Below are 14,406 nucleotides of genomic sequence, written 5' to 3'. Positions count from 1 at the left end.
GACCGTCACCGCGCCGTCGCCCGTCAACGCCATCCGCATGGTGTTGGACGGCGGCTACGCCCCGGCCACGGCGGCGAACCCGCGGCCGCACGGCATGCCGCCCTTCGGGCAACTGCTCAATGACAGCGATATCTCGATGCTGGTGACGTATATCCGCAATAGCTGGGGCAACGAGGCGGGCGGCGTGACGCCGCTGGAGGTCAAGCGGGCGCGCGCCGCGTCGACGCTGAACTAGGGCCTGGCCAAGTCAAAACTAGCCTTGCACCGGCACTAGCGCGTCTTCAAGGCCCGCGAGCAGGCCTCGCGCGCCAACTCGCCCAGCACGCGGATGGCGGCTTGCGCCGCCGCGTCCCAGGGGTGCCCATAGTTCAGGCGCAGCGCGCTGCCGAACTGCCCGCTGGCCGAGAAGATCGGACCGGGCGCCACGCTGATGCCGCGCGCCAGGGCTTGCCGGTGCAGCACCAGCGCATCTACGGCGGCCGGCAGCTCCAGCCACAGGAAGAATCCGCCTTGCGGCCGTGTCACCCGCGTGCCGGCGGGGAACTCCCGGGCGATCGCCTCGGCCATGTGCTGCTGCTGCATCTGCAGCGTTTCGCGCAGGCGGCGCAGGTGGCGGTCATAGCCGCCTTGCTCCAGGTACTCGGCGATCGCGCCCTGGGCGGGGCCGGACGCCGACAGCGTGGACGACAGCTTCAGACGCTGCACGCGTTGCGTGTAGCGGCCGGCGCTGGCCCAGCCGATGCGGTAGCCCGGCGCCAGGCACTTCGAAAACGACGAGCAATGCAGCACCAGCCCTTGAGTGTCATAAGCCTTGGCGGGCACGGGCCGCGCCGGGCCGAAGTACAGCTCGCCATACACGTCGTCTTCGATCAGCGGGATGCCGTGGCGCGCGAGCAGTTGGACCAGTTGCCGCTTTTTTTCATCCGGCATCAGGCTGCCGAGAGGGTTCTGGAACTGCGTCATCAGCCAGCAGGCTGTGGGCGCGTGGCGTTCGATGGCGGCCTCCATCGCGTCCAGGTCGATGCCGGTGCGCGGGTGGGTCGGTATTTCCAGCGCCTTCAGTCCCTGGCGCTCGAGCGCCTGCAGGGCGCCATAGAACGTCGGCGCTTCGACCATGACCGTGTCGCCGGGCTGCGTGACCGCTTGCAGGCACAGGTTCAGCGCTTCCAGCGCGCCATTGGTGACGACGATGTCGCTGGCCGGCACGGTGATGCCGCCGATCAGGTAGCGCAGCGCGATCTGGCGGCGCAGGCCGGGATTGCCCGGCGCCAGGTCTTCCACCGTGTCCAGCGGGTCCTGGCGCTTTAGGTGCGCGGCCATCGCCTGAGCCAGGCGCGGCAGCGGAAACAGCAGCGGGGAAGGGAAGGCGGAGCCTAGCGGCGTCACGTCGCGGTTGCGCACGGAGCCCAGGATGTCGAAGATGCGCTCGCTGATCGCGAGTTCCGTCGATTCGCCGTCCGGACTGGAGGCGCCGGGTTCTGGCGGCAGGGAGGCGGCGGGTGCGTTGACGTAATAACCGGAACGCGGCTGGGCGCGGATCAGGCCGCGTGCTTCCAGCAGATAGTAGGCCTGGAACACCGTCGACGGGCTGAGGCCGCGCGCGGCGCATGCGTCCCGCACGGAGGGCAGCTTGTCGCCCGCGCACAGCACGCCGTCGCGGATCGACTTGGCGATCTCGGCGGCCAGGTTTTCATACAGGCTCAAGGTGCCCGGACGCCGCGTCTACTTGCTGCTTTGCAGGATCGCCATGGCCTGGCGTTCCATGAATTCGCCCAGCGTGTCGATGCCGCGCAGCTTCAGTATCGTGTTGCGCACGGCGGCTTCCACCAGCACCGCCAGATTGCGGCCGGCTGCCACTTGCAGCATGACCTTGCGCACCGGCAGGCCCAGCATGTCCTGCGTGATGTCCTGCAGCGGCAGGCGTTCGAACTTGTCCTGCGCGGTGGCGCGCACCAGATGCACGATGAGCTTGAGGCGCATCTTGCGGCGCACGGAGGTCTCGCCGAAGATGGTGCGGATATCGAGCAGGCCCAGGCCGCGCACTTCCAGCAGGTTCTGCAGCAGTTGCGGACAGTGGCCTTCGATCATGTTGGGGGCGGTGCGCGAGAACTCCACGGCGTCGTCCGCCACCAGACCGTGTCCGCGCGAGATCAGCTCCAGCGCCAGTTCGCTTTTGCCCAGGCCGGATTCGCCGGTGATCAGCACGCCCAGTCCCAGCACGTCCAGGAACACGCCGTGCACGGTGGTGGTGGGCGCCAGCTTCTTGCCCAGGTAGATGCGCAGCAGGTCGATCAGCTGCGCGGCTGCCACTGGCGTGGACAAGAGCGGTACCTGATGCTGGTCGCACTGGTCGATGAGGTCTTGCGGCGGGGTCAGGCCGTCGGCCAGCAGGATGGCGGGCACCCCGCCGATCAGCAGCTCGTCCATGTGGTGCATGCGGCGGCGCAGATCGAAGCGGGTGTAGTACGCCAGCTCTTCCTGCCCGAACACCTGGATGCGGGATGGGTGGATCAGGTTCAAGTGGCCGACGAGGTCCGCGGCCGACATGCCGTCGTCGGGTATTGCGCGGTCCGCGGCGCCTTGGCCGGAAATCCAGTTAAAGGGGATTTTGTCGGCGTTGTCGTCGACGAGTTCCTGCACCGTGAGCATGGCAGCGTTTCCGCGAGGAGTTCAGAGTTGGCCGGTCGTCAGCATCTTGTGGACGACAGCCGGATCGGGCTCTGTGGCCAGGGCTTCGCGCAAGGCCTTGTTCGACATGAGCTGCGCCAGTTCGGCCAGAATGTCCAAGTGCTGCTGCGTGGCCGTTTCCGGCACCAGCAAACAGAGCAGCATCGACACGGGCTGCCCGTCCGGCGCATCGAAGGTGATGGGCTGGGCCAGGCGGATGAAGGCCGCCAGGGCCTGCTCCAGGCCCTTCACGCGGCCATGCGGAACCGCCACGCCCTGACCGAGCGCGGTGGAGCCCAGGCGTTCCCGGGCGAACAGGCTGTCGAACACGAGCGCGCGCGCCAGGCCATGGTTGTTTTCAAAGAGAAGGCCGGCCTGTTCGAACGCACGTTTCTTGCTCGTTGCGAGCATATCGAGCACGACGTTGCCGGCGGGTAGGATGCGCGACAAATGATTCATCGGATCATTATATGGTTATATGATGCACTGCAATAATCGGCCTCTGCGACGTCGTGCCCGGCACGGTCGCATCATGGGGCGGCAAGAGCGACAGCATAGACCGATAGCGGCGGATTGTGGGCATTCTTGCGCCTGGCGGCAGGGCTGCGCCTCGGGAAACGCCGGAAATCGGGGAAAACGGAATCGCCGGCGGAACCGGGAATGGGGGACAAAGAAGGGGGAGGCTACGGGAGGGCAGTTTGCCGATGCCCCGGCTGGACGTTGCGTCTAGCGGGACACCGGGACTTAGGCAGGATTTCTAGAATCGCTGTTTAGCTAGTCTCGCAGTGCGAGTGGTCATGAAGCGCGTTACTGCTGGGGTGGCGTGAGATTCGCCGCTTGCCGCTTCACGGACTCCGCCGTGTGACTTCGTACCTTGTCCTTGTGCTTGATGACCTGACGGTCGACTTTGTCAGCAAGAAGGTCTATGGCTGCATAGAGGTTTTCATCGGTTGCTTCACAATGAATGTCCTTACCGCTTAGACGCATGGTGATTTCGGCTCTATGCCGCAGGGGCTCTACCGAGAGCATGACCTGGGTATCGATGACGTGATCGAAATGCCGCAGCACTCGCGCCAGTTTGTTCATGACATATTCCCGGATGGCCGGGGTGACGTCGAGGTGACGACCGCAGATGCTCAGGTTCATAGTGTGCTCTCCTTCTAAAAGAGGAAAAAAGGGTGCGCGAAAAGCGCGGCTGATTCGTTAGGCGTTCTCCTTGATTGAGCGGGTTCGTTTGGTACTAGTGTATAGACTCGGGCCGATAAAACAAGCTGACCTAGCGCAAGTTCATGGCATTTTTATGGCTGAGCCCCCTGGGTGCATGCGCCCGGGCGCAGGCGGCGCCTAGGGGTCTTCCCCAGGGCCGCATCACATGCGGAAGTGCTCTCCCAGATAGACCCGGCGCACGGCCGGGTCGCCCACGATTTCATCGGGGTGGCCGTCGGTCAGAACCTTGCCTTCGCTGATGATGTAGGCGCGGTCGCAGATGCCCAGGGTTTCGCGCACGTTGTGGTCGGTGATCAACACGCCGATGCCGCGTCCCTTGAGGAACCGCACGATGCGCTGAATCTCGATGACGGCGATGGGATCGACGCCGGCGAAGGGCTCGTCCAGCAGGATGAAGCGCGGGCTGGTGGCCAGCGCGCGCGCGATTTCCACGCGGCGGCGTTCGCCGCCGGAGAGGGAGATGGCGGCGTTGCTGCGGATGTGGCCGATCTGCAGCTCTTCCAACAGGGATTCCATCTGCTCGTTGATCTTGGGCGTGGACAGCGGACGTCCATCCGGCCCCAGTTGCAGCTCTAGCACGGCGCGGATGTTTTGCTCCACCGTCAGGCGGCGGAACACGGAAGCGTCCTGGGGCAGATACGACAGGCCCATGTGTGCGCGCTTGTGGATCGGCATCGAGGTGATGACGGAACCGTCGATTTCGATGCGGCCGGCGTCCGCGGGCACCAGGCCCACGATCATGTAGAAGCTGGTGGTCTTGCCCGCGCCGTTGGGGCCGAGCAGACCGACCACTTCGCCGCTGACCACGGACAGGGACACGTCCTGCACCACGGTCCGGCCGTTATAGGTCTTGCGCAAACCGGTTGCGCGCAGGCTGCCCTGCTTGATGCCCGAGGGGGCGGAGGTTACCGGAGTCGGCACTGAAGGTTGGTTCATCGTGGCTGCGAGTGGTGTTGCATGGGAGGCGTTCAACGCCCCTTCTTGGCTGCCTGTTGCTTGCGGCATTCGGCGATGGCGGCATCCGATTTGGCGCGCGGTTCAGCCACGGAGCGGACCCGACCGCCGGCCGCGGCGGAGTTGGGGCCGCCATGGGCTTCGTAGGTGCCGGTCTTCTCGTTGTAGCGTACCCGTTCGCCGCGAATGGTGTCGAACGGTTTTCCACAGACGTAGCGGGTCACGACAGCCTGGCCGATCAGGTCGAAGGTGCTCTTGGTGCCGTCGTATTCGGCGCGCAGGCCGGTGCCTTCGATGAGTTCGAAGGTTTCCGGACGTTCCTGGCGGATGGTCACGATCTTGCCCTTGTTGGCGGTGGCCGTGCCGAACTGGTTGCCTTGCGCGTCTTCGTTCATTTCCAGCACGTCGGACGTCAGGGTCATGAGGCCGCGCGTCATGTTGACGTTGCCCGTGAAGACGCTCTTCTTCTTCACGTCGTCGTAGTGCAGGGTATCCGACAGGATCAGCGTGCTGGGCTCTTCAGCCGGCGTCGCTGCCTTGGGCGCCGGATCCGCGGCATGGGCCGGAGCCAGCGCTGAAGCCGTCAGCAGGATGGCGCCGAGCAAGCGGGTCGTCGGGGCAAGGAGAATCCGGAGGTCGGTCATGGTTTTTTCTGGTCAGTGTTGTTGGCGGGAATTTCGGTCCGGCGTTGCTGCTTGCCTTCGGAACCGGCAATTTCCACATCGGTCGATGCCGAAACCTGCAGTTGGCGCGTCTTGTTGTTGTAGTGCATGCCCGTGCCGTTCATGCGCGAACGGCCCTTGATGACTTCCGCCGGCAGGTCGGTGTAGACCACGTCGTCATCGGGCAGGATGATCAGCTGCTGGCTGCGCACGTCCAGCAGATCGTTGTCGGCGTCCGGTTGGCGGCGCACGTGGGCGTTGCCGTTCATGACGATGCGCTTGCCGCCTTGCTCCATCACCGCGGTCTTCGAGACAGCCACGGTAATGGGGTTGTGCTCTCGCTGGCCCACCGCGCGCGGCGAGGTCACGTGGTAGGAGTCGTCATCGGGGAAATGTTCCGCATATTCGCCTTCCAGCCGGTTGATGGGGCGGCCGGCGGGATCGGTGCGCAGCATCACGAAGTCGCGCGACCAGGCGTCCATCTCGTGGGTGACGCGGCGCGGTGGATCCGTCTGGATGGCCCGCTGCGCGTAATCCGCCGCCCACCACGAGCTGGCGACCAGCACCAGCAGCAGGAACAGCGCGATCAGGGAAGGAAAACGTTCTTTCATTGGGTCTGCCGCAAGGGCGTATGGGTTGTCCTGGCAATCATTGGATGGCGCCCGGGCCGAGCAGGCCTGGCGCCGCCAGGAATGCGCCCAGGCGCCCCTGGGCAGCCAGCAGCAGGTCGCAGCATTCGCGCACGGCGCCGTTGCCGCCGCTATGGGTCGACACCCAGTGGGCGGCCTGGCTGACATAGCCCGGCGCGTTCGGCACGCTGGCGGCGAAGCCGGCGCGCTGCAGGGCCGGCAGGTCGATGATGTCATCGCCCATGTAGCCGGCCTGATTCAGTTGGACACCGGAACGCTGCGCAAGTTCGGCCAGCGCGCCGCCCTTGTCACGGACGCCCTGGATGACCTCGGCGATGCCCAGCTCGGCTGCGCGGCGGGCCACGATAGGGCCGGAGCGTCCGGTCATCAGGGCCACCTTCAGACCGCCTTCCATCAGCAGGCGCAGTCCATGGCCGTCCAGCGCATTGAAGCGTTTTTGGAGTTCTCCGTTTTCGCCGTAATAGAGGCTGCCGTCGGTCAGTACCCCATCGACGTCGAACACCATGAGACGCACGGCGGCGGCGCGTTCGCGCACGCCGGCGGGGATGCGGGCCAGGACCAGCGCTTCGGCCGGATGCGTCACGGGAGCAGAAAGAGTCATAGTCATACCACTTTAGCGGCCATCAGATCATGCATGTGCAGGGCGCCGAGCAAAGCGCCGTCGCGGTCCAGCACAAGCATCTGGTTTAGCCGTTGTTTGTCCATGTGCTGGGCGGCCTCGACGGCCAGCGCGTCGGGGGTGATGCTGCGCGGCGAGCGTGTCATGCCGGCGTCCACCGTCAGGCTGCGGATGTCGCCGTGCCGGGCGATCAGGCGGCGCAGGTCGCCGTCGGTGAAGATGCCCACGGGGCGGCGTTGCGCGTCGGTCACGACGGTCATGCCCATGCCTTTGGCGGACATGACCTCGAGCGCCTGCGAGACCGGCGTACCGGCCTGGACGATGGGCAGGGCGTCGCCTTTGCGCATGACGTCGCGCACGTGGGTCAGCAGACGGCGGCCGAGGGCGCCGCCCGGGTGCGATCGGGCAAAATCCTGCGGGCTGAAGCCGCGGGCCTCCAGGCAGGCGACCGCCAGGGCGTCGCCCAAGGCCAGCGCCGCGGTGGTGCTCGCCGTGGGCGCCAGATTCAGGGGGCAGGCTTCCTGGGCCACGCTGGCGTCCAGATGGACGTCGGCCAGCCGCGCCAGTTCGGACTGCGGATTGCCGGTAATGGCGACCAGCTTGGCGCCCATGCGGCGGGCGACGGGAAGTATCGTCAACAGTTCCTGGCCGGAGCCCGAATACGAGATCGCGATCAGGACGTCATCCTGGGTGATCATGCCCAGATCGCCGTGGACGGCCTCGGCGGCGTGTACGAAAAAGGCGGGCGTGCCGGTCGAGGCCAGCGTCGCCGCGATCTTGCGGGCGACGTGGCCGGTCTTGCCGATGCCGCTGACAACCACCCGGCCGCGGCAGGCCAGCAGCATCGCGACGGTCTGCGTGAAGCTGTCGTCCAGCCGGGCCGACAGGTCCATCAGGCCCTGGCATTCAATCTGCAGCGTTCTGCGCGCAGATGCCAGCGCGGTCTCGGACGATGTTGTGGGATGGTCAGTCATACATGGATTTTAATATCAGTATGCGGGTTTGCCCCCGGAAAGGGCGTATGGCATGCTGGCGGGTCATTTCAACGGCTTTCCAACTTTTTTTTCCAGGCTCGCTCCATGTCCAGCATTTCTAGCCCCGTCCTTGGCACGCCCCTGTCCCCCTTGGCCACCCGCGTCATGCTGCTCGGGTCCGGCGAATTGGGCAAAGAGGTCATCATTGCCCTGCAGCGGCTGGGTGTGGAAGTCATTGCAGTGGATCGGTATGCCGACGCTCCGGGCCACCAGGTGGCGCACCGGGCGCATGTGGTCTCGATGACGGACCCGCAGGCCCTGCGCAAGGTCATCGAACAGGAACGGCCCCACGTTATTGTCCCCGAAATCGAAGCCATTGCCACCAATTTGCTGGTGGAGCTGGAGGCGGCGGGCGTGGCCCGGGTCACCCCGACCGCGCGCGCGGCCCAATTGACCATGAACCGCGAGGGCATCCGCCGCCTGGCGGCAGAGACCCTGGGGTTGCCGACCTCGCCCTACCGCTTTGTCGACACCGAGGAAGAACTGCGCGCCGCCATCGACGGCGGCATCGGCTATCCCTGCGTCATCAAGCCGGTCATGTCCTCCTCGGGCAAGGGCCAGTCCGTGATCAAGAGCGTCGACGACGTCGAATCCGCCTGGCGCTACGCCCAGGAGGGCGGCCGGGTGGGCGGCGGGCGCGCCATCGTCGAAGGCTTCATCCGCTTCGATTACGAAATCACCCTGTTGACCGTCCGCGCCCGCGGCGCCGACGGCCAGGTCGAAACCCGCTACTGCGAACCCATCGGCCACAAGCAGGTTGACGGCGACTACGTGGAAAGCTGGCAGCCGCACCCGATGTCTCCCGCCGCCCTGGAGCGCTCCCGGGAAATCGCGCTGGCGGTTACGTCCAACCTGGGCGGCCTGGGCATTTTCGGGGTGGAATTGTTCGTGGCCGGCGACCAGGTCTGGTTCTCTGAAGTCAGCCCGCGCCCGCACGACACCGGCATGGTGACCATGATCACGCAGGTCCAGAACGAATTCGAACTGCATGCCCGGGCGCTCCTGGGGCTGCCTGTGGACACCAGTCTGCGCCAGCCTGGCGCCAGCAGCGTCATCTACGGCGGCGTCGAGGCCGCCGCGGTCTCGTTCCACAACGTGGCCGAGGCGCTGGCTGAACCCGGTACCGATATCCGCCTCTTCGGCAAGCCCGAATCCTTCGTCAAGCGCCGCATGGGCGTGGGCCTGGCCGTGGCTGCAGACGTGGCGGCGGCCCGGGCCAAGGCCAAGCGGGTGTCGGCGGCCGTGTCCATCAAGGCCGGCTGACCCCTCTTTTCGCCTGATCAAGCGGCCACCAGCCCACGGGCTGGTGGCCGCTTTCGCTTGGGCGCGGCAATCCGGAAGACAGGCCGTCGCCGCTGCGACGCGAAGTCTTGCGCCCATGCCCCTGCGGCCAGTGTGGTTTGCGCTTTCGCATAGTTTGTTCGATAATTTCAGGAATTTCTGAAAGCGGTGTAACTGTTTTTATCTTCCAGGGCCGGAGCCCTGACTTTGCCGGTGTAGCTCGATCCATGGCCCTGTCCCCTCAAAACGAACGCTTCGTCCTGCATTTCGGTGAAATGGGCAGCCGATGGGGCGTGAATCGCACGGTCGGCCAGATCTACGCCTTGCTGTTCCTGTCGCCCAAGCCGCTGAATGCCGACGACATCGCCGAGACGCTCGGCTTTTCGCGCTCCAACGTCAGCCTCGGGCTGAAGGAGTTGCAATCCTGGCGCCTGGTCAAGCTCATCCATCAAGTCGGCGACCGCCGCGACTACTTCGAAACTCCCAAGGATGTCTGGGAGATCTTCCGCATCCTGATGGAAGAAAAACGCAAGCGCGAAATCGATCCCACGCTGACCCTGTTGCGGGACACCCTGCTGGAACCCCCGTCAGGGCCCGATGAGGCCTATGCGCAACAACGCATGAACGAAATGCTGGAGCTCATCGAACTGTCCACGGGATGGTTCGATGAGGTTCAACGTCTGCCGCCAGAAACCCTGCAGAACCTGATGAAGCTCGGTTCGAAAGTGCAGAAGGTGCTGGGTTTCGCCGGCAAATTGCGGGGCAAGGGCTGACCTTGATCCGCCCCGATTTTTCAGGAAACCTCTATGAAGTTGTATGCAACGCTCGTAACATGGCGCGAGAGACGGCCTGGGAACCATGCCGGTTGCCGCGGCACCTCAACTGCTTGGGAGCGACCCAATGATTGATCTCGACGTCGTAAATCTGTCGCGATTCCAGTTTGCCGCGACCGCGCTCTACCACTTCCTCTTCGTCCCCCTCACGCTCGGCCTGTCGTTCATCCTGGCCATCATGGAAAGCGTGTACGTCATGACCGGCCGCCCCATCTGGAAGCGGATGACCATGTTCTGGGGCACGCTCTTCGGCATCAACTTCGCATTGGGCGTCGCCACGGGCGTCGTGATGGAGTTCCAGTTCGGCATGAACTGGTCCTACTACAGCCATTACGTGGGCGACATCTTCGGCGCGCCGCTGGCGCTCGAAGGGTTGATGGCCTTCTTCCTGGAAGCCACCTTCGTCGGCCTGTTCTTCTTCGGCTGGAACCGCATGTCCAAGGTCAGCCACCTGATGGTGACCTGGCTGGTGGCGTTCGGCACCAACTTCTCGGCGTTGTGGATCCTGATCGCCAACGGCTGGATGCAGAATCCGGTCGGTTCGATCTTCAATCCCGATACCATGCGCATGGAGATGACCGACTTCGCCGCGGTAATCTTCAACCCGGTGGCTCAGGCCAAGTTCGTGCACACGGTCAGCGCGGGCTACGTCGCTGGCGCCATGTTCGTCATGTCGATCAGCGCCTGGTATCTGCTGAAGGGCCGCCACATCGATCTGGCCAAGCGCTCGATGGCGGTCGCCGCCAGCTTCGGCCTGGCCTCGGCGCTGTCGGTCGTGGTGCTGGGGGACGAAAGCGGCTACCTCACCACTGAACACCAGAAGATGAAGATCGCGGCCATCGAGTCCATGTGGCACACCGAGCCGGCCCCCGCGTCCTTCAACCTGATCGCCATTCCCAACCAGGCCGAGCGCAAGAACGACTTCGCGATCGAGATCCCCTACGTCATGGGCATCATCGGCACGCGTTCGCTCACCACGCCGCTGCTGGGCATCGACGACCTGATCCGGCGCGCCGAAAACCGCATCCGCGACGGCATGGTGGCCTATGAAGCGCTGCAGAAGATCCGCGCCAATCCCAAGGACGTGGACGCGCGCATGGTCTTCGACAAGACCTGGCCTGACCTGGGCTATGCGCTGCTGGTCAAGCGCTACCAGCCTGACATGAGCAAGGTCACCGAGGACGACATCAAGAAGGCCGCGGTCGATACCGTGCCCAACGTCGCGCCGCTGTTCTGGGCGTTCCGCATCATGGTGGCGGTGGGCATGTACCTGATCCTGTTCTTCGGCGTGGCGTTCTGGCTGGCCTCGCGCGGGCGGCTGGACAGCCGGCGTGGCCTGCTCAAGGTGGCGCTGTGGAGTTTGCCGCTGCCCTGGGTGGCCATCGAAAGCGGCTGGTTCGTGGCCGAATACGGCCGCCAGCCCTGGGTGATCGAAGGCGTCCTGCCGACCTACTACGCGGCTTCCGGCCTGACCATCGTCGACCTGGCCATCAGCCTGACGATATTCCTGGTGCTGTACACGGTGCTGCTGATCATCGGCGTGAAGGTGATGCTGCATGCCGTGAAGGCGGGACCGAAATCCGATGGGCCGGCGCCCGGCACTGCCGCCGCCGATCCTGTCCGCGCCGCGGTGCGAGCCTGAGGGAGAGACAGCGATGGATACTCTTATTCCTTTCGACTACGGCACGCTGCGCGTGGTCTGGTGGGTGCTCCTGGGTGCCTTGCTCATCGGCTTCGCCGTCATGGATGGCTTCGACCTGGGCGTGGCCGCGCTGCTGCCCGTGGTCGCCAAGACCGACATCGAGCGTCGGGTGGTGATCAACGTGGTGGGGCCGGTCTGGGAAGGCAACCAGGTCTGGCTCATCACGGCAGGCGGCGCCATTTTCGCCGCCTGGCCCTTGTTGTACGCCGCGTCGTTCTCCGGCTTCTACCTGGCGATGATGCTGGTGCTGATCGCGCTGATCCTGCGGCCGGTGGGTTTCAAGTACCGCAGCAAGATGGAAGGCACCAGCTGGCGCAACCGTTGGGACGGCGTGCTCTGTTTCTCAGGCGTGGTGGCTTCGCTGGTGTTCGGCGTGGCCATGGGCAACATCATCCTGGGCGTGCCGTTCACCTTCGATCCTGTGACCCTGCGTCCGATCTATGAAGGACATTTCTACCAGCTGTTCATGCCGTTCGCGCTCTTGGCTGGCGTGCTCAGCGTGGTGATGCTGGCCATGCACGGCGCCGTGCTGCTGGCCTGGCGCACGGAAGACCCGATCTCGTCGCGGGCCCGCAACTGGGGCCGGCTGTGCGCTTTGCTGACGGCGGCGCTGTTCGCGGCGGGCGGCTTTTGGGTGGCGGGCGGAGTTCCCGGCCATGTCATCACCAGCGCGGTGGACATGGCCGGTCCGTCGGATCCGATGCTCAAGACCGTGACGGTGCAGAACGGCGCCTGGATGGCCAATTACGCCAAGTGGCCGCTGATGTGGATCGCGCCCGCGCTGGGCGTGGGCGGCGCCTTGCTGGTGGCATTGCTGCTGACCGTGCGCGCCAATGTGCTGTCGTTCCTGGCATCCGCAATTTCGATCGCCGGCGTGATTCTGACGGTGGGATTTTCGCTGTTCCCGTTCATCATGCCTTCGTCGACGAAGCCGCAGGCCGGCCTGACCATCTGGGATGGTTCGTCCAGCCACTTGACGCTGTGGATCATGGTGATCGCGGTCGCCATTTTCCTGCCGCTCATCACGGTCTACACCTCGTGGGTGTACCGCGTCATGCGCGGAAAAGTCACCCACGAATCGGTGGGCGACACGCCCAACTCATACTGATAAAGGAGCCTCCACCATGTGGTATTTCTCGTGGATACTCGGTCTGGGCCTGGCGTGTGCCTTCGCCATCCTGAATGCAATGTGGTTCGAGCTGCGCGAGGGTCATACGCATGACCCGCGCGCCAGCCGCGAGGACGCGTGAGCGGCGGTACCAGCAGCGTCGAGCACGATCCTTCGGCAACCCTGAACAAACCGCCGCGCGCACAGTCGCGGTGGTTGATGGCGCTCGCCAAGACGGCCAGGCTGCCGCTGATGCTGGCGGGCGCCGCGCCCCTGCTGAGCGGCGTCTTGCTGGTCGTGCAGGCCTGGCTGCTGGCCAGCGTGCTCGACGCGGCCATCGTCAGGCAAGTGCCCCGGCAGGAACTGCTAGGCGACATCCTGGGCATTGCCGGGCTCATGCTGCTGCGCGCCTGTATTACCTGGGCCGGCGAGCGCGCGGGCGCGGACGCGGCCGAGCGCATCAAGCGCCACGTGCGGCTATCGCTTTTCGGGCGCCTGGTGCAAAAGGGTCCGTACTGGAGCCGGGGGCAGGCCTCCGGGGAGCTGGCCAGCGCAGTGGTGGACCAGGTCGAAGCCCTGGACGGGTTCTTTGCCAAGTACCTGCCCGCCATGGCCGCGGCCGCCATGCTGCCTGTCGCGTTTGCCGTGGTGCTGCTGCCGATGGACGTGATCGCCGGACTGGTCCTGCTGATCACCGCGCCTCTGATACCTCTGTTCATGGCCCTGGTGGGCTGGGGCGCCGAGGGTGCCAGCCGCAGGCATCTGCGCGCCTTCGCCCGCCTGTCGGGTTTTTTTGCTGACCGGCTGCGCGGCCTGTCCACCTTGAAGCTCTACGGCCGCGCCGAGGCTGAAGCCGCGTCGGTCGTGGCGGCCAGCGACGCGCTGCGCCAGCGCACGATGTCGGTGCTGCGCATTGCCTTTCTTTCGTCGGCTGTGCTGGAGTTTTTCGCGGCGCTGGGCGTGGCCGGGGTGGCGGTCTACATCGGATTGACCTATCTGGGATTCCTGGACCTGCGCTGGTCGCCGCTGACTTTGCAGGCTGGATTGTTCTGTCTGCTGATGGCGCCGGAGGTCTACGCGCCGTTGCGCCAGTTCGCGGCGCATTATCACGACCGCGCGGCTGCGTTGGCGGCGGTGTCGCAGATATCCTTGCTGTTCGATGGCTTGCCGCAGGACGGCGATGCGGCAGACGGCGCGACGTCGGGTCCGAGAAATGCGGCAGGCACCGCCGCAGGCCCAGGACGCACTCCCGAACGCCTGGTCGCGGGCGTAGCCCTTGCCATCGCGGACATGAGCCTGGAGGCCCCAGGCCGCAGCCAGGCGGTGTTGTATCAAGCCGGCCTGACGTTGGCGCCGGGCGAACACGCCGCGCTGATGGGTCCCAGCGGCATCGGCAAATCCTCGCTGGTCGAGGCGATTGCGCGGCTGCGTCCGTTCCACGGTGACATCCGTATCGATGGCATGCCTCTGCCCGAATGGGACGAGGCGGCGCTGCGTCAACGCGTGGCGCTGATCGGACAAAAGCCGCAGCTGCTGGCCGGCTCCATCGCCGACAACATCCGTCTGGGCCGCCCCGACGCTACCGATGCCGACGTGCAGGCCGCCGCCCGCCGCGCCTGTGTGCTGGAGTTCAGCGAGGCCTTGCCGCAAGGGCTGGCGACGCCGTTGG

Annotated in this window: 15 protein-coding genes and 1 pseudogene; 7 read left to right on the top strand and 9 right to left on the bottom strand. The window is 65.4% G+C overall.

Features of this window, described 5'->3' with window-relative positions:
* Positions 1-235: pseudogene (locus tag VIR09_RS02495) on the top strand (cytochrome c); the annotation flags it as partial.
* A gap of 35 nt (positions 236-270) precedes the next feature.
* Here the strand turns inward: VIR09_RS02495 and VIR09_RS02490 are convergent.
* The 9 genes from VIR09_RS02490 to VIR09_RS02450 all read right to left on the bottom strand — a co-directional run bounded on the left by VIR09_RS02490 (position 271) and on the right by VIR09_RS02450 (position 7,753).
* Positions 271-1,704 carry a PLP-dependent aminotransferase family protein gene (locus VIR09_RS02490; RefSeq protein ID WP_332011449.1) on the bottom strand — a complete coding sequence of 478 codons (1,434 nt, stop codon included), beginning with the start codon at positions 1,702-1,704 and terminating at the stop codon, positions 271-273.
* Between the two features lie 18 nt (positions 1,705-1,722).
* The gene (gene hprK / locus VIR09_RS02485; protein WP_013396727.1) at positions 1,723-2,649 is read right to left on the bottom strand and encodes an HPr(Ser) kinase/phosphatase; all 927 of its coding nucleotides are present in this window, start codon (positions 2,647-2,649) and stop codon (positions 1,723-1,725) included.
* A gap of 21 nt (positions 2,650-2,670) precedes the next feature.
* Positions 2,671-3,126, bottom strand: a complete 456-nt coding sequence (locus VIR09_RS02480) for a PTS sugar transporter subunit IIA (protein ID WP_006389881.1) — start codon at positions 3,124-3,126, stop codon at positions 2,671-2,673.
* A 348-nt stretch (positions 3,127-3,474) separates the two neighbouring features.
* Positions 3,475-3,813, bottom strand: coding sequence for a ribosome hibernation-promoting factor, HPF/YfiA family (gene hpf / locus VIR09_RS02475; protein WP_013396726.1), 339 nt, complete (start codon positions 3,811-3,813; stop codon positions 3,475-3,477).
* Positions 3,814-4,035: 222 nt separating this feature from the next.
* On the bottom strand, positions 4,036-4,830 hold the full coding sequence (lptB, locus tag VIR09_RS02470; protein ID WP_332011448.1) for an LPS export ABC transporter ATP-binding protein: 795 nt from the start codon (positions 4,828-4,830) through the stop codon (positions 4,036-4,038).
* A gap of 32 nt (positions 4,831-4,862) precedes the next feature.
* Positions 4,863-5,492: a lipopolysaccharide transport periplasmic protein LptA gene (gene lptA, locus VIR09_RS02465; RefSeq protein WP_332011447.1), complete on the bottom strand. Its 630-nt coding sequence runs from the start codon at positions 5,490-5,492 to the stop codon at positions 4,863-4,865.
* Positions 5,489-6,121 (bottom strand): LPS export ABC transporter periplasmic protein LptC, encoded by a 633-nt coding sequence (lptC, locus tag VIR09_RS02460; protein WP_332011446.1) that lies wholly within the window; start codon positions 6,119-6,121, stop codon positions 5,489-5,491. Before lptC ends, lptA begins: the two co-directional genes overlap by 4 nt.
* Before the next feature lie 37 nt (positions 6,122-6,158).
* Positions 6,159-6,761, bottom strand: coding sequence for a KdsC family phosphatase (locus tag VIR09_RS02455; RefSeq protein ID WP_332011445.1), 603 nt, complete (start codon positions 6,759-6,761; stop codon positions 6,159-6,161).
* A gap of 2 nt (positions 6,762-6,763) precedes the next feature.
* Positions 6,764-7,753: a KpsF/GutQ family sugar-phosphate isomerase gene (locus VIR09_RS02450; RefSeq protein ID WP_332011444.1), complete on the bottom strand. Its 990-nt coding sequence runs from the start codon at positions 7,751-7,753 to the stop codon at positions 6,764-6,766.
* A 105-nt stretch (positions 7,754-7,858) separates the two neighbouring features.
* Between VIR09_RS02450 and purT the strand changes: the two genes are divergently transcribed.
* From purT to cydD, 6 genes are all read left to right on the top strand, one after another.
* Positions 7,859-9,076, top strand: a complete 1,218-nt coding sequence (gene purT / locus VIR09_RS02445; protein WP_332011443.1) for a formate-dependent phosphoribosylglycinamide formyltransferase — start codon at positions 7,859-7,861, stop codon at positions 9,074-9,076.
* A gap of 245 nt (positions 9,077-9,321) precedes the next feature.
* Positions 9,322-9,867, top strand: coding sequence for a GbsR/MarR family transcriptional regulator (locus VIR09_RS02440; RefSeq protein ID WP_042796113.1), 546 nt, complete (start codon positions 9,322-9,324; stop codon positions 9,865-9,867).
* A gap of 127 nt (positions 9,868-9,994) precedes the next feature.
* A complete protein-coding gene (locus VIR09_RS02435) occupies positions 9,995-11,569 on the top strand; it encodes a cytochrome ubiquinol oxidase subunit I (RefSeq protein ID WP_332011442.1) in 1,575 nt (524 codons plus the stop codon).
* 13 nt (positions 11,570-11,582) lie between these two features.
* Positions 11,583-12,737 carry a cytochrome d ubiquinol oxidase subunit II gene (gene cydB / locus VIR09_RS02430; protein ID WP_332011441.1) on the top strand — a complete coding sequence of 385 codons (1,155 nt, stop codon included), beginning with the start codon at positions 11,583-11,585 and terminating at the stop codon, positions 12,735-12,737.
* Between the two features lie 16 nt (positions 12,738-12,753).
* On the top strand, positions 12,754-12,879 hold the full coding sequence (gene cydX / locus VIR09_RS02425) for a cytochrome bd-I oxidase subunit CydX (protein ID WP_332011440.1): 126 nt from the start codon (positions 12,754-12,756) through the stop codon (positions 12,877-12,879).
* Between the two features lie 77 nt (positions 12,880-12,956).
* A partial coding sequence (cydD, locus tag VIR09_RS02420) for a thiol reductant ABC exporter subunit CydD (RefSeq protein WP_332011451.1) occupies positions 12,957-14,406 on the top strand: 1,450 nt, incomplete at its 3' end.

It is taken from the genome of Achromobacter sp. (assembly GCF_036567245.1).
Lineage (GTDB): Bacteria > Pseudomonadota > Gammaproteobacteria > Burkholderiales > Burkholderiaceae_B > Achromobacter.
Note: the sequence above shows the minus strand (reverse complement) of the source record. Positions and strands in the feature narration are given on the sequence as shown.